Source organism: Paracoccus pacificus (assembly GCF_042680785.1).
GTDB classification, from domain to species: Bacteria; Pseudomonadota; Alphaproteobacteria; order Rhodobacterales; family Rhodobacteraceae; genus Paracoccus; species Paracoccus pacificus.
In genome coordinates this window covers 84,033-101,141 of the sequence record NZ_JBHUEN010000050.1, presented here as the reverse complement: position 1 = coordinate 101,141, position 17,109 = coordinate 84,033, and the positions used below count along the sequence as shown (strand labels likewise).

At 67.1% G+C, this 17,109-nt stretch carries 21 protein-coding genes; 4 read left to right on the top strand and 17 right to left on the bottom strand.

Going from position 1 to position 17,109, the window contains the following annotated elements; all coding sequences use genetic code 11:
* Window positions 1-108 precede the first annotated feature (108 nt).
* A complete protein-coding gene (locus ACFSCT_RS17570; RefSeq protein ID WP_379144983.1) occupies window positions 109-381 on the top strand; it encodes a hypothetical protein in 273 nt (90 codons plus the stop codon).
* Window positions 382-475: 94 nt separating this feature from the next.
* A complete protein-coding gene (locus ACFSCT_RS17565; protein ID WP_379144981.1) occupies window positions 476-1,048 on the top strand; it encodes a DUF3489 domain-containing protein in 573 nt (190 codons plus the stop codon).
* Window positions 1,049-1,101: 53 nt separating this feature from the next.
* On the opposite strand, the gene ACFSCT_RS17560 is transcribed toward ACFSCT_RS17565, so the two are convergent.
* On the bottom strand, window positions 1,102-1,365 hold the full coding sequence (locus ACFSCT_RS17560) for a DUF7220 family protein (protein WP_465263188.1): 264 nt from the start codon (window positions 1,363-1,365) through the stop codon (window positions 1,102-1,104).
* Window positions 1,366-1,375: 10 nt separating this feature from the next.
* Between ACFSCT_RS17560 and ACFSCT_RS17555 the strand changes: the two genes are divergently transcribed.
* Entirely contained in the window at window positions 1,376-2,005 is a 630-nt protein-coding gene (locus tag ACFSCT_RS17555) for a hypothetical protein (RefSeq protein ID WP_379144978.1), read from the top strand.
* On the opposite strand, the gene ACFSCT_RS17550 is transcribed toward ACFSCT_RS17555, so the two are convergent.
* From ACFSCT_RS17550 to ACFSCT_RS17535, 4 genes are all read right to left on the bottom strand, one after another.
* A complete protein-coding gene (locus ACFSCT_RS17550; protein WP_379144977.1) occupies window positions 1,950-3,284 on the bottom strand; it encodes a site-specific DNA-methyltransferase in 1,335 nt (444 codons plus the stop codon). The two genes, ACFSCT_RS17555 and ACFSCT_RS17550, sit on opposite strands and share 56 nt — an antisense overlap.
* Window positions 3,285-3,701: 417 nt before the next feature.
* Window positions 3,702-4,148, bottom strand: coding sequence for a DUF6362 family protein (locus ACFSCT_RS17545; protein WP_379144975.1), 447 nt, complete (start codon window positions 4,146-4,148; stop codon window positions 3,702-3,704).
* A complete protein-coding gene (locus tag ACFSCT_RS17540) occupies window positions 4,141-4,335 on the bottom strand; it encodes a hypothetical protein (protein ID WP_379144973.1) in 195 nt (64 codons plus the stop codon). Before ACFSCT_RS17540 ends, ACFSCT_RS17545 begins: the two co-directional genes overlap by 8 nt.
* A complete protein-coding gene (locus ACFSCT_RS17535) occupies window positions 4,332-4,853 on the bottom strand; it encodes a crossover junction endodeoxyribonuclease RuvC (protein ID WP_379144970.1) in 522 nt (173 codons plus the stop codon). Before ACFSCT_RS17535 ends, ACFSCT_RS17540 begins: the two co-directional genes overlap by 4 nt.
* 536 nt (window positions 4,854-5,389) lie before the next feature.
* Between ACFSCT_RS17535 and ACFSCT_RS17530 the strand changes: the two genes are divergently transcribed.
* On the top strand, window positions 5,390-7,405 hold the full coding sequence (locus ACFSCT_RS17530; RefSeq protein WP_379144968.1) for an ATP-binding protein: 2,016 nt from the start codon (window positions 5,390-5,392) through the stop codon (window positions 7,403-7,405).
* Between the two features lie 66 nt (window positions 7,406-7,471).
* On the opposite strand, the gene ACFSCT_RS17525 is transcribed toward ACFSCT_RS17530, so the two are convergent.
* The 12 genes from ACFSCT_RS17525 to ACFSCT_RS17470 all read right to left on the bottom strand — a co-directional run bounded on the left by ACFSCT_RS17525 (window position 7,472) and on the right by ACFSCT_RS17470 (window position 17,071).
* Window positions 7,472-10,060 (bottom strand): VapE domain-containing protein, encoded by a 2,589-nt coding sequence (locus ACFSCT_RS17525; protein ID WP_379144966.1) that lies wholly within the window; start codon window positions 10,058-10,060, stop codon window positions 7,472-7,474.
* A gap of 8 nt (window positions 10,061-10,068) precedes the next feature.
* Complete coding sequence (locus ACFSCT_RS17520) at window positions 10,069-11,388, bottom strand: ATP-dependent DNA helicase (protein ID WP_379144964.1); 1,320 nt, start codon at window positions 11,386-11,388, stop codon at window positions 10,069-10,071.
* A complete protein-coding gene (locus ACFSCT_RS17515; protein ID WP_379144963.1) occupies window positions 11,385-12,134 on the bottom strand; it encodes a hypothetical protein in 750 nt (249 codons plus the stop codon). Before ACFSCT_RS17515 ends, ACFSCT_RS17520 begins: the two co-directional genes overlap by 4 nt.
* On the bottom strand, window positions 12,131-12,928 hold the full coding sequence (locus ACFSCT_RS17510) for a hypothetical protein (protein ID WP_379144961.1): 798 nt from the start codon (window positions 12,926-12,928) through the stop codon (window positions 12,131-12,133). The genes ACFSCT_RS17515 and ACFSCT_RS17510 overlap by 4 nt, the downstream gene beginning before the upstream one ends.
* Window positions 12,925-13,140 carry a hypothetical protein gene (locus tag ACFSCT_RS17505; protein WP_379144960.1) on the bottom strand — a complete coding sequence of 72 codons (216 nt, stop codon included), beginning with the start codon at window positions 13,138-13,140 and terminating at the stop codon, window positions 12,925-12,927. Before ACFSCT_RS17505 ends, ACFSCT_RS17510 begins: the two co-directional genes overlap by 4 nt.
* Before the next feature lie 10 nt (window positions 13,141-13,150).
* Window positions 13,151-13,378, bottom strand: a complete 228-nt coding sequence (locus tag ACFSCT_RS17500; protein WP_379144959.1) for a DUF6511 domain-containing protein — start codon at window positions 13,376-13,378, stop codon at window positions 13,151-13,153.
* 140 nt (window positions 13,379-13,518) lie between these two features.
* Window positions 13,519-13,749 (bottom strand): hypothetical protein, encoded by a 231-nt coding sequence (locus ACFSCT_RS17495; protein ID WP_094022087.1) that lies wholly within the window; start codon window positions 13,747-13,749, stop codon window positions 13,519-13,521.
* Window positions 13,750-13,828: 79 nt separating this feature from the next.
* Entirely contained in the window at window positions 13,829-14,605 is a 777-nt protein-coding gene (locus tag ACFSCT_RS17490) for a hypothetical protein (protein ID WP_379144957.1), read from the bottom strand.
* Between the two features lie 22 nt (window positions 14,606-14,627).
* A complete protein-coding gene (locus ACFSCT_RS17485; protein ID WP_379144954.1) occupies window positions 14,628-15,485 on the bottom strand; it encodes an ATP-binding protein in 858 nt (285 codons plus the stop codon).
* Window positions 15,486-15,589: 104 nt separating this feature from the next.
* Window positions 15,590-16,108: a hypothetical protein gene (locus ACFSCT_RS17480; RefSeq protein ID WP_379144951.1), complete on the bottom strand. Its 519-nt coding sequence runs from the start codon at window positions 16,106-16,108 to the stop codon at window positions 15,590-15,592.
* Window positions 16,108-16,464, bottom strand: coding sequence for a hypothetical protein (locus ACFSCT_RS17475; protein ID WP_379144950.1), 357 nt, complete (start codon window positions 16,462-16,464; stop codon window positions 16,108-16,110). Before ACFSCT_RS17475 ends, ACFSCT_RS17480 begins: the two co-directional genes overlap by 1 nt.
* A 13-nt stretch (window positions 16,465-16,477) precedes the next feature.
* Window positions 16,478-17,071: a hypothetical protein gene (locus ACFSCT_RS17470; protein ID WP_379144947.1), complete on the bottom strand. Its 594-nt coding sequence runs from the start codon at window positions 17,069-17,071 to the stop codon at window positions 16,478-16,480.
* Window positions 17,072-17,109 lie beyond the last annotated feature (38 nt).

The following is a 17,109-nucleotide window of genomic DNA, read 5'->3' as shown; positions in this document are numbered from 1 at the left end:
CGCCTCAGATTATCATTCAAAGTCCATTGCTTATCGAGTTGATAAGCCGGGCCGCCGGAGCGAACGTCCATCCCACAAGGACGATGCAAATCACCTGGAGCCACGACGATGACCACCCGCCTGAACCCGATCACCACCCCGCGTCACGAACTCCGCGCCGAGAAAGCGCGGCGCAACAAGGAAGCCGCGCTCGCGGCATTCATCGGCAAGAAGACCGAGATCGACGAGATGCTCGCCCGCCTGCAGGCGCTCAGCGATGACCATTTCAACTGCCACCCCGACGAGGTGGGCTGGGCCATGGTCGGCACCCTCGAACACTACGCCAGCCTCCTCAAGCGCATCGCCGACAGCGTGTTCGGCGAAGGCGAACACGCCCGCTGATCTCCGGCAGTGCCGGAACTCCTGCCGCGCCGAGGCGCGGCTCGGGGTCGTAGAAGGCGCCGCATGACGCGGGCCCGAATACGGAGACGACCCCATGACCAAGCTTTCCGATACCCAAGCCATCATCCTCAGCGCCGCGGCACAGCGCGAGGACCGCGTCGCCCTGCCGCTGCCCGAGAGCCTGCGGGGTGGCGCCGCCGCCAAGGTGGTCGGCGCGATGCTCGCCAACGGCCTCCTCGAAGAAGTCGACGCCGACACGCGCAAGGGCGAGCCCGTCTGGCGCGAGACCGGCGACGGCCACGGCGTCACGCTGGTCGCCAGCAACGCAGGCCTCGCCGCCATCGGGATCGAGCCCAAGGACGCGAACCCCGCGCCTGCGGGCGCGCCGAACGCGGCAACCAAGAAGCCTGCGCCGGACACCCCCACCGAACCGAAAGCTGCGCCCAAGACGCGCACGCCGCGCGAGGGCACCAAGCAGGCCACCCTGATCGCCATGCTGCGTGCGCCGGACGGCGCGACAATCGAGGAGATCATGGCCGCGACGGGCTGGCAGTCGCATACGGTGCGCGGCGCGATGGCCGGGGCGCTGAAGAAGAAACTCGGGCTCGAGGTGACCTCGGAGAAGGTCGAGAACCGGGGGCGCGTGTACAAACTCCCTGCCGCCTGACGCACCCGACCCCGACAACTTGATGACCGCCGTCCCACCGGGGCGGCGGTCTCTCATCGTGCCCCGCGCACCCTTATCGCCTCGAAGAGCCGCCTCAGGGCGAAGGACCGCGCGATGCTCACCACCGTGAACAACGCGCTAATCTTCAGGTTCTGCGCCAGCGTCGTGTGCAGCCCGAAGACCGGGAAGATCAGGATCTGCGTTACGACGGCGACGCCGTAGCCGACCGCCACGTTCGCAACCGCCTCGACCAGCGACATGGTTCGCGACTGGCTTCTGGTGTTTACTGGCTCAGTACTACACTCGGCGCGAGACATTGGAGAGGCTATGCATGTTGCTGTGATTGACATCGGAAAGCCGGGCAAGAACCTTGGCTGGGCAATTGTCGGCTCCAACCCCGCTTCAGGGACAGACCTTGATGAGGCGATCAACCAGATCTCGGACCGTATTTCGCGGGGCCCGGTAGCTCTCGGCTTCGAAGCCCCGATGTATGTCCCAATGCGCAGCGCTGCCGGTGACCTCACGAAAGCGCGTTCGGGTGAGTGTGTCGGTGGTGTCAATCGACCCTATTCAGCAAGTGCGGGAAGCACTGTGCTGGTGATTGCCACTGTTGTCGTGCCGTACATCCTGCGCGCTCTTCGCTCGGCAACGCCGACATGCATTGCCACTATGGACTATCGTAGCTTCTTCTCCGCGCCGGCGGGTGTTCTTTTTTTCGAGGCGTTCGTGACAAATCAGAAGAAATCGCACGATGCCCGCCACGTGGAAGACGCTGAGCTTGCCGCAATGCATCTTCTGCACATGTCGGACGGACGGAGGCCTTTGGAGAGCGCTATCTGTGAACCCGAGTGCCTGAATTTGCTTGGCGCAATGATGCTTCGTACAGGCTGGGCAACCGATCTCAGTGTCCTTGATGCTGAGTGTCTTGTTGTCCGTCCTCCAGTCGGCACGCTTTGATCGCGGCGAAGCTCCGGCCGTCATCGTCGAGGATCGCCTCGCGGCCGGTCTGCCCTTGCCAGCGTTCAATGGCGACATCGACATATGCCGGGCTGATCTCCATCGCGAAAACGCGTCGGCCGTTGGCCTCGCCTGCCATGATCTGCGAGCCGGACCCCGAGAAGGGCTCGTAACAGAGCCCGCCGCGCGCGACGTGCTGGCGCATTGGGATGCCGAAGGCGTCGAGCGGTTTGGGCGTCGGGTGGTCGGGCCGCTCGTCCTTGGCAAAGCTGGGCATCTCCCAGGTCGACGGCAGCGTCTGCTCCGCCACCTTTGGCGGGCGGTTCGGACGCCGCCAGCCCATGAAGCAGGGCTCGTGTTTCCAGAGGTAGTGGGACCGGGTCAGAACCCCGCGGTCCTTCACCCAGATGATCTGCTGGTGGACGAAGGCGCCGGCCTTCTCCCAGCAGGCTTCGAGCATCGCCTGACGGCGCGACGCGTGCCAGCAGTACCAAGCCGCATCCTCAGTGATGGCTTCGGCCACGGCCGCGGCGATGAACCCGTCGTAGAGGTCCGCGCCCTGCGAGCTGTCGTCCCAGGTGACGCCGTAGGACTGGCTCCAATCCTTGTTCCGCGTCGGGTGGTTCGAGCCGTCGTAATCGACGAGGTACGGCGGATCGGTCGCGAACAGCACCGCCCGCTCGCCGTTCATCAGGCGGCGCACATCGTCGTGGCTGGTAGAGTCTCCGCAGAGCAAGCGATGATCGCCGAGGACCCAGAGATCGCCGGTGCGCGAGGCCGGATTGCGCGGCGTCTCGGGGATGGTCACCGGAGGCACGGAGCCTCCGGCGCCACCCTCTTCTTCACCGCCCCCGTCCGGATCGAAGGCCAGAAGCTTGTCGAGTTCGCCGTCCGAGAAACCGACCAGTGACAGGTCGTAGTCGTCCGCGAGCAGGTCCTGCAGTTCAGCCGACAGCAGCGCCTCGTCCCAGCTGCCGAGTTCCGTCAGCTTGTTGTCCGCGATCCGATAGGCCCGGCGCTGCGCCTCGGTCAGGTGGCCCAGCACGATCACCGGCGCCTCGGTCAGCCCGAGCTGCGTCGCCGCCAGCACGCGCCCGTGGCCGGCGATCAGCTCCCCGTCCTCACCGACGAGGCACGGCACGGTCCAGCCGAACTCGGCCATGCTGGCGGCGATCTTCGCGACCTGGTCGGCCCCGTGCACCTTCGCGTTCTTCGCGTAGGGCTGGAGCTTGGCCAGCGGCCACATCTCGATCCGCTCGGGGGCGAAGGCGAGGGTCATGCAGGTTCCTGTCGATGGTCGATCGGTATCCGCAGGGTGGACTCCGGCGCGGCAGGGTCCACCGGCTTCCGGCTGGACTCCGGTATCCGCTGGGCATCCACCCCGGGCGGCCGGTCAGGTCTTTGAACTCAAGAGGGTTTCAGGCGTCGCGGGTGGACCCCGGACTCCGGTGGCTTCCCAAAAAATCGGCCCTGTCGCTGGCGATGTTTCGCGCCAAGCCCGCCAGCATACGTTCCGGCCCGAAAAGGAACCGGAAAACAAAGGCTTGACGGCCTGGACCCCTGCTGGACCCCGCTTTGGACCCCGGGAAGCCAGCGACGGCGGAGCGTCCCGCGCGCGCCTCTCCCGAGTATATCCCGTTTGTAGGTCTCAGCCGGGGCGCGGTGAACCCTTTCCGGTGTCTCCCCGAAAATCGTCTCACATGACGATTTGTCTTGACAGCCGGTCGGCATTCTCGACCACGAAGCGCCTTGATCGCTTGGGGGATGGCACCCGTCCGTTGAGCCGCCAAGTGATCAGGGCGATGCCGTACTGCCAGTGGCGATTGGCGGCCGGGCGGCTTAGCCCGATCTCCCAGCCGATCTTCTTCCACGGTGTCCGGTTCGCGCGCAGCCAGACGATCCGTGCGTCGTCCTTCTCGAGCCACCGCAGCCAGAGCATCGCTTCCTCGGCTTCTGTAATCTGCCGCGGGCTCGGCCGCGGCCGACGCATCTGAGGCTCCTGACCGACTTGATCCGCGAAGGTGTGGAAATACTCCGGCCAGGCATTGAAGTAGCCCTGCGGCTTCACGGCCGGCAGTTGCGCAAACACGTCGGCGGCCAGTTCGAGGCGGTCCTGAACGCGGGCAGTTGTCCATTCACGCACGAGACCCGTCCTCCTGCCGCTTTCCGTAGAGCTTCTCCGCGAGCTGACGCACCAGCTCGCGCTCCGGCCAGGTCAGCCGGTCGTCGTCGACGGAGACGGCGAGCACACCCTCGTCATGCCAGCCATCGCGCTTCACCTGGTCGGGATCCCGGCGCGTGCCGCCGTAGCCTTTCGGGTACCACCTCATCTCAGGCCTCCGTTCGTCTCGATCGCCCAGTGCAGGATGGCGATCGCGTCGGCCTCGTTGTCGTCGACGGGCGAGAACCCTCGTGCTCGCGCCGCGGCGATCATCGCCTCCTTGGGCGCGTTGCCCTTGCCGGTGGCGTGGCGTTTGATCGATCCAACGGCGACGCCCTCGTATGGCACGCCACGCAGCTCCGCCCATGCCGTCAGCGTGGCCATCAGCCCGCCATAAACGTGGCTCGCGTCCACGCCCCTGTGAGCTCTTACCTCTTCGAACCAGATCGCGGCGATGGGCCCCGACAACCGGTCGAGTTCGGTCAGCCAGTTGGTGAAACGCAGGTAGCGCATGCCGCCGCCGTCGAATCGTCCGGGCCGGAAGCTGACCATGCCGCTGGTGATCAGTCCGTCATGGCTGCGGAGCGCCCAGCCAGTCGTGGTGCCGAGGTCGAGGGCGAGGATGCAGGAACTATTGATCGCGCCCGGTTCGGGGCGGACGTTCTGCGCGGAGATCGGTGTGTTCATCGTGAAGGCTCACAAGCTGTGGGCCTTCGGCTTCGGTCGCCGCAAGAATTAGCATCCGGCGGTCCTCGGCCAAAGCGAAAACGACCGTCGACGCGGCGACGGACGACGCTCAACGCTCTGAACGCCCCGGTCCCAACCTCCGAACGCGTGGTCCCAACCTTCGAGGGGGGTTGGGACAGCCCTTTATCGTTTCACTCCAATGGCTTGCATGGATGTGGTCCCAACCTCGGTGTCCCCAACGGGGGTCCTTCTCTTTTCGTATAGAAAAACATGTTCCCGACCTTTTCCGTTCTCCCACATGACTGTGTAGCAAAAGGTTGGGACCACGGGGTGAGGTTGGGGACACCGTTGTTTTTGAACGGCTTTTCGTGTCCCCAACCCCCTCGGTAGGTTGGGACAGGGTTGGGACCAACGGGAGGTTGGGACGCCGCGCGCTTCACATCAGCGCCGGCTAGAACAGTGTCGATTTCCTTGACACCGGCTTACCTTCCAGCCGATTCTGGACGGGTGAAACAATCTTTATTCGAGGGGCTTAGATGGCAGATGGCACTTTCAGAGTGCAGGTCGAGCACGACCATCTGCGCAAGCTCGCGAATGCGACGCCGGTGCAGGCGGTCGCCGAACTGGTTTGGAATGCCCTAGACGCGGACGCCACGCGTGTCGATGTTGACGTCGACGTGGGCGAGCTCGGCATGCGCTCCATCACGGTGACGGACAACGGTCACGGCTTCTCACGCCAAGAGGCCGAAGCGCTGTTCGGGAAGGTCGGTGGGTCATGGAAACGGCATGGCGCGCGATCCAAGAGCAAGGGCCGCGCTTTGCACGGCAAGGAGGGAAAAGGCCGGTTCAGAGCGCTCGGCCTCGGTCGTGTGGCGGATTGGAGCGTCCGATATCGCGAGGGCAATCGCCTCATGGCGTTTCGTATGACGTTGATCCGCGATGCACTCGTGGATGTGCGCATCACAGAGGCGACGGAGGCGGATGCCGCGCTTGGAACGGGCGTCGAGGTGAGGATTTCCGAACTCGACCGACAGTTCCGGTCGCTTGATCCGGAACGAGCCGTGCCCGACCTATCGGCGGTATTCGCGGTTTATCTCACCGACTATCGAGACGCCGCGGTTTATTTCGACCACCAAAAGCTCGATCCAGAAGCGAACATCGTTGAAAGGAACAAGATCTCGTTGTCACCCATTGAGGCTGATGGCGAGGAATACCCTGTGGCGTTGGAGCTGATCCAGTGGAGTTCGGCGCCAGAGCGATCAGTGTTCTTCTGCGGTGAAGACGGATTTCCGTTCGCGAGGATTGCGCCAAAATTCCACACGACTGGATATGTGTTCTCGGCCTATCTGAAATCCCGGTATGTCGACCGCCTTCAGGAACGCGGAGCCATCGACCTGGCCGAAATGGATTCGGCGATGGCAGAAGCCTACGACGAAGCAGCAGAAGCTATCCAGGCACACTTCAAGCAGGCCGGTGCAGCGGCCGCTCGCACTGAGATTGATCGCTGGAAGGCTGAGCGGAGCTACCCTTACGACACTGAACCGCAGACCCCAGTCGAGGCTGCCGAGCGCCAAGTCTTCGACATCGTAGCATTGACCGTGAGCAAGCACCTCTCGGATTTTTCGGAGCAAAGCACCAAGAGTCGCGCCCTCCAAATGCGGATGCTTCGGCAGGCAATCGAAAGGGGGCCAGACGAGCTTCAGAACATTCTTACGCAGGTTCTTGATCTACCCAAGAAGACGCGAAATGAGTTTTCTCGCCTCCTTGAGGAGGCTGACTTGGCAAATGTTATCAGCGCCTCACGACTTGTCTCCGACCGGCTCAAATTCCTGTCGGGTATCGAGCATCTACTCTACGATCCGGAAACTCGCGGACTACTAAAGGAACGCAGCCAACTTCACCGGATGATTGCCGAAGGCAATACCTGGATTTTTGGCGAAGAGTTTGCCCTGACCGTAGACGATAAGGGTCTGAGGGAAGTTCTACGCAAGCATCGCGAAATGATCGGCGCAGAAACCGTCATTGACGAGCCCGTTAAGCGCATTGACGGGAAAACAGGCATTGTTGATTTGATGCTATCGAGAGCAGTGCCTCTCAGCCGGTCGGAAGAGCGTGAGCATCTGATCGTTGAATTAAAGCGCCCATCCGTAGTGATTGGAGCGAAAGAGCTAACGCAGATTGAAAGCTACGCCTTCGCGATCGCTGGAGATGAGAGATTTCGCGACCTGAAAACCAGATGGACCTTCTGGGCGGTCTCGAACGACCTTGATGAGCACGCCCGGCGGCGGACCCGTCAGGAGGGCAGTCCGCCAGGGCGCGTTTTCAAGGAGGGCCTGATCGAAATATGGGTTCGGCCATGGTCGGAAATCCTCGCGGACAGCAAAGGTCGTATGCGGTTTGTACAAGACCATCTGAAGGCCAACGTAGAGGGAGATGCGGCTCTCAAATACCTCAAGACGACCTACGCAAAATATCTTGAAGGCATCGTCGAGGGTGAGGATGACAATGCAACAAATAGCCCTTCGGACCCGGAAGATGAGGGAAGTGATTAGTATCGGCTTTCGGGGCACGCATATTCAGAAATTGATCGTTTCATTTCTCCGCAGTCCAAAGCGCCCTCAGCCGTCTCGCCGATACCGCCACTCCCGCGGCGCCTCGCGCCCGCCCTCGTCGCGCCGCCGGTAGCGCTCCCAGCCGTTCGCCTTGAGGTAAGCGGAGACGCGCATCTGGTCGCCGCGCGTCCAGCGGGCGGGTTCGAGCCCGATGGCCTCCTCGAGGATCTCGCCGACCGCCACATCCCTCAACGGCTCCGGACGCGGCACGCTCTCGGTGCGGGAGTTGCCGTAGTCGGGGAAGCCGTCGGAGACGGTCCGGATTTCGTGCGTCAGCCAGTGCTCGATCAGGTCGTCCCAGGCGTCGGAATGGTAGCGGCGGTCCTGTTCCTCGCGGGCTTCGGCCAGCAGCGCCGGGTCGTCGATCCACCAGATCGCGCCGGCACGGAAACGGTGGACGGCTTCGGCCCAAAGCTGGTCCCGGTCGCGCGCAAGCGCCGCGATGTCGATGGTGCTGCAGCGGAGCGGCCAGAAGCGACGGTTGCCGGTCTCGTCGCGCAGATAGGTGTCGGGGTTCACGGTGCCGGAGAACACGCACTGGCGCGGCACCTCGACCGTGTAGCGGCCATAGGGCGGGCGGAAGCGGTCGGTGGTGCGGGTCAGGAACGCCTTGATGCGCGAGACCTCGGCGCGGCCGATGGCGTCGAGTTCGGCGATCTCGACGATCCAGACGCCCTGCATGTGCAAAGCCGCGTCCTTCGACCCGAGCTCGGGCAGTTCGTCGGTGAACCACTCCTCGCCGGCGAGCACCTTGATCGCAGTGGACTTGCGCGCACCCTGCGGCCCTTCGAGGATCAGCATGTGGTCGGCCTTCACACCGGGGCGATAGATGCGGGCGACGGCCGAGATCAGCCAGAGCGCGCCGATGGTGTGGTTGAACGCGGTGGGGTCGGCGCCGAGATAGGTACTGGTCCAGGTCTCGATCCGGGGCGTGCCGTCCCATTTCAGGGTGTCGAGCCAGTCGCGGACGGGATGGATGCGCAGCTCGCGGGCGACGGCGCCGACGGCGCGGCTCACGACGACCGGCGCCACGTTGATCCCGCGGAGCTGGAGCCATTCGGCGGTGCGGATGTCGTCGGCGTCCTCCCAGGGGCGCGGGAGGGACACGGCTGCACAATCCCACGGCAGCGGCTGGCGGACCACGATCTCCTGCCCGAATTCGTCGAAGGCGAGAACGCCGGCGAAAGCGGGATCGGAGGTCAGCGCGACAATGACGTTGGCCTCGTTGCGTTCGGGCGCGCCTGCGAGGTCGAGCCGGAGGCGCCTGAACCAGGCGGGTTTCGGGATCGGCGCGTTTGGATCGCCAGTGGCGTTCACGCGGCGGCGGAGCTCGGCCAGCTGCTGGGTCAGCACCGACATGCCGATGCCGGTCGCGGCCTTGATCCGTGCGACGACCTGCCGTTCGGGAAGCGGGTCGAGCTTCGCCAGCGCGATGCGCCCGAGCAGCGTGGACAGGGCTTCGAACTCGGGCGGATTGGTCAGCGCCTCCGCCGCGGCGATCAGCGTCGCGGGATCGTCGGCGGAGGCGACGATGGGCGTGGCCGTCTCGGGCTCGACCGGATCCGCGCCCTGCGGTTCTGCTGTGCAGTCTGCCTCGCGCGCATAATCCTCGGCGCGGGCGCCGCGCAGCAAGTCGTCGTTGAAATCGTCGCCATGAAGCGGCGCGACGACTTCGTTCGGGATGTCGACCCGGTTCAGACGATCGGAGAGCGTCGCGGCCGCCTGACGACCTGCGTCCCCGGCATCGGCGTAGATGGTGACGCGTTGTGTGCCTTCGGGCCACTGGAACCGCGCCAGACCGTCGGCCGACAGCGCCGCCCAGACCGACATGCCGAAGAGCGCGTGCGCGGCGAGCGCCGTCTCGATGCCCTCGGCGATTCCGATGTGTCCGTCCTCCGGCATCGGGAACAGGCGAACCACGGCGTCCTTCACGCTACCCAGCATCTTCTTGCCGGGAGGCGCCTTGGCGCTGCCGTCGTCGAGCAGGAAGGTGCGGTGGATGCCCGGCGCGCGCTCCCTGTCCGGCAGCCGCAGGATCGCGATCAGGCCGGGCCAGCCGCGGCAGCTGTCGAAGTCCGGAAGGTCGGCATGGAACAGAAGGTCGGGCGAGCCGGGATCCGACAGCCCGCGCGCGCGCAGATAGGTCTCGCCAGGCGTACCCGCGATCGGCACGGCCCCGTCGACCAGCCGCGCGATCTCGGCCGAGTGGTCGGGCCGCGCGCGCATGGACGACTTCGGCGCGGGCTGCGGCGCAGTGTGATCGATCCCCGCAAGCCGCGCCGCCTCGTCAAAGAGCGCGCCATTGCAGAGGCCGGTCGCCAGCGCGATCAGGTCGATGGGACCGGCCCGTTCGCCGGTGGCGTAATCGAAGCCCCAGCCGGCATAGGGCCCGTCGAGATGGATGGTGCAGGATCCCTCCTTGCGCGGCGGGCGCCCGGAAAGGTCCGCGCAGCGCAAGGAACGGCGGTCGCGCGCCAGCCGGGCCTCGGGGAAGAGCCCCGGCAGCCAGTCGGCGGCCGTACTGGCGAGCCGCTCTTTCACCGCCGCCAGATCGTGCCGGGTCTTCGGAACCGCGATGTCGTTGAGGTCGATCATCGCGCCCCTCAGGCCAGCAGCACGAGCCCGCGCTCGGCCCGGGTGATCGCCGTGTAGAGCCAGCGGCGCCGGTCGATCTCGCTACGGCCCAGCCCGTCGTCCCAGACGATCACGTTCTCCCACTGGGAGCCCTGCGCCTTGTGCGCAGTGATCGCCCAGCCGAAGGTCGCCTCGGTCAGCAGGCGCTTCTCCTTGTAGTCGCGGTCATGGCGCTTGTCGTCGTATGCGACATGGTCCTCGAAATGTCCCTTGTAGATGCGCAGCCGGCCCGGACGCCCGTCCTCATAGGGCTCGCCGATGTGGCGCCCGTCCTCGTCATGGACGACGGCGGAGAAGTAGAGGCTGCCCTCGTCGACGATGTCCTCGAGCGTCACGAACATCCCGTTGATGAGCCCCAGATCGTTCTGGTTCTTCAGGCATATGATCTTCTCGGCCGGCCCCGTGGGCAGCCAGGTCCCTCCGAGACCGGCCGCCGCGCGCATGGCGTTGTTGATCTGCAGCCGCGTGGCGTTCAGCCCGCAGATCAGCTGGCCGCCGCGGAGTGCTTGTTCGGGCGTGATGTCGCCCTTGCGGAGCTTGGCGACATGATCGTCGTAGACGCCGAAGCCGATGGGCCGGCCTTCGCGCGCCATGGTGGCGAGGCGGATGATCGCGCTCTCGGCCGCCTGGCGGTGGATCTCGGTCAGCATCACGTCGGGCTCGTCGCGGGTGAAGGCGCCTTCGCCCCGGATCGGCGGCAGCTGGCCGGGATCGCCGAGCACGAGGATCGGCTTGCCGAAGCTCATGAGGTCGCGCGCCATCTCCTCGCCGACCATCGACACCTCGTCGAGCACGATGAGCCGGGCGTCCGCGGCGTCGCTCTGCGGGTTCAGGGCGAAGCGCGGATGCTTCATCGCCGAGAGCCCCTGGCGCATCGCCTCGGTCGCGGCATCGGCCGTGGTGCGCGCGAACCCGGTGAGACGGAGCGCGTCGCGCTCGGCCAGCGCGATCTTGCGGGCGGCTTCCTCGATCTCCTCCTCGGTCGCCTCGATCACCGAGTAGATCAGGCTGTGGATGGTGCGCGCGGGCGTGCCCTTGCGGGTCAGCACCAGCGCGGCCTTGCCGGTGAAGGTGGCGGTGACCACGCCGGGCACGCACCGGCCGTCCCGCGCGCTGCGGTGGGGCGAGAGGCCGAGTTCGTCGAGCGCGAACTTCAGCACGGTGGTCTTGCCGGACCCGGCATAGCCGAAGAGGCGGAACACCTGCTGCTGCTCGGTTCGGGTCTCGAACCACTCCTTTATCTCGCGGATCGCGGCGGCCTGCGTGGCGGATGGGGTGAACTCGGTCATGGCTGGGGCATCTCCACTGCATAATCCTTGACGATCCCGCCGCGGGTCGGATCGCCCACCTCGCACTGGCGCACGAAGATCCGGCGCCCGTCGGCGAGCTGCCGCCAGTGACCGCGGCGGATGTGCCAGCGCGGGCTGGCGTGACTGCCGCCCTGCGGCGGCGTCGCCGCCCGCAGGCGCGCCGGATCGATGGCGACCTGGCGCCAGACCCATCCCTGGACCCCGGCGCGCGCGAAAGGCTTGCGCCGTGTCGAGGGCACGCGGCGCTCCCGGACGTCCGCAGCCTGGGAGAGTATCGCGAGGCCGCGCCAGACGATGGCAGCCGCAGCTTGACCGCACTGCTCCGCCATCTCCACGTCTTCAAGCGCCGGATTGGCGGCGAACTCGGCGACACCGCCGTCCGCGATCCACACGTAGGCATGGACGTCCGTCCATCGCCGCGGGGAGCGCCAGAGAGAAAGCCAGAGAGCCTCTATGCCGTCAGGGCGCTGCCTCGCGTACACGATCTGGCTGCGGATCTGTGGTCCACGGTCGCGCAACTCGAATATCGTGTCGGGGTGCGGAAGGCGCTGCGGTCCTGCCGCCAGGCGACGTGCCAGCGCATCGACCTCGTCGGAGTCGAACCGCTCCTGATCGGCGAAGCGCCAGACAGGCGCAAACTCGAACCCGTCGAGCAGATCGGGCATCCAGAACCGCTCGCGATGCGCGCGCACGATCCGTTTGAGCTCATACGCATCGGGGATCATCGCCGCTCACCCCAGCACCTTTTCGCCCAGGCACAGGGGGCGTGCCACTTGCCGGCCGCCATGCCGCCGCGGCAGAGGACTGCCGTGGGCTCAGCCGCGGCGCGCGGCAGCCATTCCCCGGCCTCGGAGCCCCGCACCACTGCGACGGCGCGATCCGACATTTCCTGCGCGAGGTGCGCGTCGAACGGCACAAGCTCGGCGTGCAACTCCATCGTGTCGCGGTTGAGCGCGGTGAAGAGCGCCGGGGCCGGCAGCTCCATGTAGGCCTGGTAGAGCGCGATCTGGGCCGCATAGACCGGCCGGGCGAGGCTGACGCCACGCTTGACGACATCCTTCCAGCTGGCCGCACCGAGCGCCTTGTTCTCCCAGAGCGCGGGATAGTCCATCGCGACGGGGCCCGAGACGAAACAGCCATCGATGTGGCCCTTGAAGCGACCGCCGAGGGCCTCAAACCCGAACTGGCGGCCGTCAGGGCGCTCGGTCCGCAGGTCGAAGCCGGCGATCCGGAACCAGCCGGCGACGTTGCCCTCGGCCCGGTGGCCCGCCTCGAAGATGCGTAGCGTGCGCGGCGCGAACTCCTGGCCCTCGTCCTTGGGTACCGCGAGGAAGTCGTACTGGATCTGGCGCAGGCAATCGCGGCCGAGACCCGAGGAGCTGACATAGGTGCGCGGGCGTTCGGCGCGGTTGCGCGCGGACAGCGCCGTGTCGATGGCGGCCGACACGGCTTCCGCGATGGGCGGACGCGGCGCGTCGGCGCCGTAGAGGAAGCCGGATTTGTGGTTCAGGTCGATCATCGCTCGCGCTCCCAGAACCCGCCGGCCTGCGCGATGCAGGTCAGCTTGTGGAACTGCGCGTCCGTCAGCCGGGCGCTGTCGCCGAACCGCGCGAGCTTCTCGCGGAGGCTGTCGCAGAACTCGATCTCGAAATCGGTGACGGCGTTCTCGGTGGCCGCCTCGAGCAGAGGTTTCCAACTGCAGGACGCGGTGTCGTCGTTCAGGTCGATCATCACCGCGCTCCTAAAATGGGATCGGGTCGTCGAGGGCCGTGCCGGTGCGCTCCTTGCGCGCGGCCTGCTCCTGCATGCTGTCGATGTAGCCGGTGACCGCCGCCTCGATGAGGCGGTCGATGTCCTCGGCGCTGCGATGGAAGAAGGGCTCCATGAGCCCGAGGTCGGTGAGCGCTTCGGCGAAGTGCGTCCGCGCATCGCGGATCGCACGGGCCTCGCGCGCGGTCTTGTCGATCATGCCGTTGTTCCTTTGGGCGATGGCGCTGCCCACGTCCTGACAGCGGCGCGAGCAGAAGCGGTGGTAGGGGTGGCGATCCCAGCGGAGGCCGTGGCAGTAGCCGAAGCCGCGCGCCTCGCGGGCGCAGACGGCGCAGAGCGCTACCCGAGCAAGAAGGTCCCGATCGGGTCCTCGGGCGGCCAGCCCGCCCTCTGGAGCTTTTCGGACTGGAGCACGATCCAGCGCGAGATCGCGTTGCTGGCCATGGCTTCGAGGTCGCCGAGGCCGAGGCTTGCGATGGGGGCGTGCAGTCTTCCTCGGGCCTCGAGCCATCGTCCGATCTCCAGCGCCGCCTCGCGCGTTACATGCGCCTGCCATTCATCCGGGGTCATCGGCCCGGCAGGATCGCGCCGGGCCTCGGGCAGCGGCGAAGACCGGTCGGACCTCCGCCGCCGCGCTGCCGACCGCGCCTCACCCATTGAGCCAGGCGGGCATGCCGGTCGCCGGCGCTCCGCCCGGCGCGGACGGCGGGGATGCGGGCGATTGCGGCGCGGGCGGCTGCTGCGTGGGCTGCTGCGGCGCGGGCGGCTGCGCGCCCCAGGCCGGAGCCGCCGCCGGGGCTTGCGGTTGCGCACCCCATGCCGGCGTTGGCGCCTGCCATCCCGGCGCCGGCGCGCTCGCGGCTTTCCGCGGCGGCGCGTTGACGGGCTCCGGGGGCACTGTTTCGGCGCGCATGATCGGGCCGTGCTGCGGCTCGTCGGGCAGAACGACGTTCGCGATCCGGTTCTGGTCGCGGTATTGCGGGTTGGAGGCGGGCTCCACCATGATCCGCGCGGCGAAGACGATGCCGTCGAGATGCTTGAGCCCGGGCAGCACCCGCTTGGCCTTGGCGTCGGGGCTCTCGTCCCTGGGATCGAGCCCGAGAGCGCTGTCGACCATCGCCCGAAAGGTGGATTTCGAGATCTTCCAGCCGATCGACTGGCCCTTCTCGTCGACCTTGCCGCCCGCCACAGTGAAGCTCTGCCAGAACTTCCGGCGGGCATGCGGCCCCTCGAGGATGGTGAACTCGCAGTCCAGCATCTTCGCATCGCTCGACTGCGAGGCCTTCAGGAGCTTTGCGTCCATCGGCGTGGCGCCGTCGACACCGCCGGGGCGCACTGTCAGACGGACCTTGGCGAAGGTGCCGTCGGGGATCAGCTCGCCGATGGGGGCCATCTGCGGCTGGGCGTCGTTGAGATCGTAGCTCATGGGTCTGTCCTTTGCGTCTGGATCAGGAGGGGTTGGCTGGGTGAGCCGGCGCGCGGCCGTCGATCTTCGCGATCAGCGCGCCGAGATCGGGCGGCTCGGTCACATCGAGACGACCGGAGCGGTCCTTGGCGGGAAGGCCCCAGGGGTTGCCGGAGCGGCAGACAAGCCGGCGCTCGGCGGAGGTCTCATCCAGGGTCCAGTCGCCCTTGGCGTCGCGGCCGAAGAGCTGCATCGAGACCACCTGGTCGACGATGCCCGGCAGCTCGCGCCCGGCCTTCGTGCCCTCCATCTGCGGCTGCCACGTCGTCGCGCCGAACTCGTCGGTGACCTTCTCGAGGACGCCAACGAAGATCACCGTCTTGCCGCGGGCGTGCTGGAGGTGCTTCAGCGCCTGGATCACCTCGCGGCCGAGCAGACCGTAGGCGCCGCGGACATCCGGCTTGCCCGTCCGCTCGGAGAAGGCCTCGGGCTGCTGGCGGGCATAGGCCATGGCCTGCCGCGTCAGGTCGGTGATCGAGTCGACGAAGACGATCTTCTTCCGGGCAAGGAAATCCTCGATGCCGGTGCCGCGATACTGCTGCTGCAGCCAGGCGTGATACTCGGCGCCGTACCAGGACTTCGGATGCTGGGCCGGATCGTGCCCGCCGATCAGTACGGCGAGGTCGCGGAAATCGGTGTAGCTGCGCACCGGGATCGAGTCCCCGCGCCAGTCCTGCACCGACTTCATGCCCGCTTCGAGATCGAGGCAGACGGTCTCCTCGGCAGGCAGGGATTTCAGCAGCGTCGTCTTGCCGACGCCGGGCGGGCCGAAGATCGCCAGCGAGGTCTTGTTCTCGGCGGCCGAGAGCCGTTCGTCGGCGGTGATGATGCGGAAGGCCATGGGGTTCTCCGGAAGTTGCGTTCAGGGTGCGCGGCGGCGGGGGTGACCGGGTGCCGAAGGGGAACCTGCCCGGCGTTGCCGACCGGGCGTCCCGCCGCCGCGCGTCACCGGTCTCGAGCCTCGAGCCGGAAGACAGGTTTGCCGGTGGTCTCGCTGCGCGCGTCCGCGAAGCCCTCGCGCATCGCCGCGGGCCAGGCGCCGAAGCGCCGCTCGGGCACGCGGTAGGCGATCTCGAGATACTCGGTCGGCTCGTCGCCGGCGGCGCGGATGCGCTCGGCCATGGCGGCGAGCCGGTCCTGATCCCAGGAAACCTTCTTCGGCAGGTCCGCGACGATCACGACGCCCTTGTCCTCGACCCGCACCGTGCCGCTGGTCTTGCCCTGCGCGGCCCGCTCGGCCGCGGCGGCGGCCTCGTAGCGCTGCGCGATGCCGGCCTCGAGCCGGTCCCGCAGCCGCTTCACGCGGGCGGTCTCGGCGAGCGCCGTCGTCTGCAGATCCAGCAGCATCTCAGGCGGCAGCGCCGCGATGTCGCCGAGGGCGAGACCTTCGAGGTCGTCGAAACGGGGGGTGTTGTTGGGGTGCGGCATGGCGGGAACTCCGATGGAGGGAAACGGAACGGCCATCAGGCGGCCTCCGCGTCTTCGATGAGGCGGGCGAGCGGCACCGGCGTGCGGCGCGGCCTGGTCCGGGCGATGGCGAGATAAGCGAAGCGGTCCGGACCGAGCCGCACCTGCACGAGGTGGACGAGGCCCGCCTCGAAGGCCCGGTGCGCGGCGCCGGCCAGCGCGGCAAGCCTGCGGCGGTCCGGTTCCGCCAGCGTCGAGATCACGGCTGTCGTGTCGATCCCGAGGAATCCACGGTGGTATTCCAGCCGGTCGCCGGGCATCGCCTGTCCGATCCAGGCGCAGAACTCGATGTCGGTCAGCGGCCGGGGCTGCGACGGGGTGAAAGCGGTGGGTGGCATGACGAGCATCTCCATGTCCTCCCTCTACTCACGCGGCTTCCGAACCGTCCCACCGCCCCCCGAGCCCGCGCATCGCGAGCTCGAGCCGGAGGCGTGCGAGGCGGCGGTAGAGAGCGGAGCGGGAGATGCCGTCGCGGCCGATCAGATCGGCGACGGCGCAGGTGCCGAGCGCGGCGCAGAGCCCGCGGACATCCTCCGGCATGTCGGCGAGCGCCCGGGCGAGATCGTGGCGGGTCTCCACGTCCGCCGCGGCGCAACGATCCTGGCCATGCCAGGCGGCCAGCCCGTCCGTCTCCGCCAGCAGGCAGCCCAGCGGCTCGGCGCTGCCGGCGACGGGCGCGTCGAGCGACAGCACCGTGCCGCCCTGCGCCCGGCGCTGGCGATGGTGCCGGATCACGATGCGCGAGCACTGGTTGCGGAGAACGAGACCGGCGAATGCGCCGATGCTCCCGCGGCGCTTGTCGAAGCCCGGCAGCCGGCAGATCAGGTCGATGAGGAGGTCCTGGCGAAGATCGTCGAGGTCGGCGGCGGGGAGCGCCAGCTTGCGGTGCAGGCGTCGCGCCGCGAGGTTGGCCTCGTCGATCAGCGTGGCAAGGTCGGAGGGAGAAATCGGTGGGTGCATGTCGAAGGGTCCTGGTCGTTTCCGTTCACGACCCGACC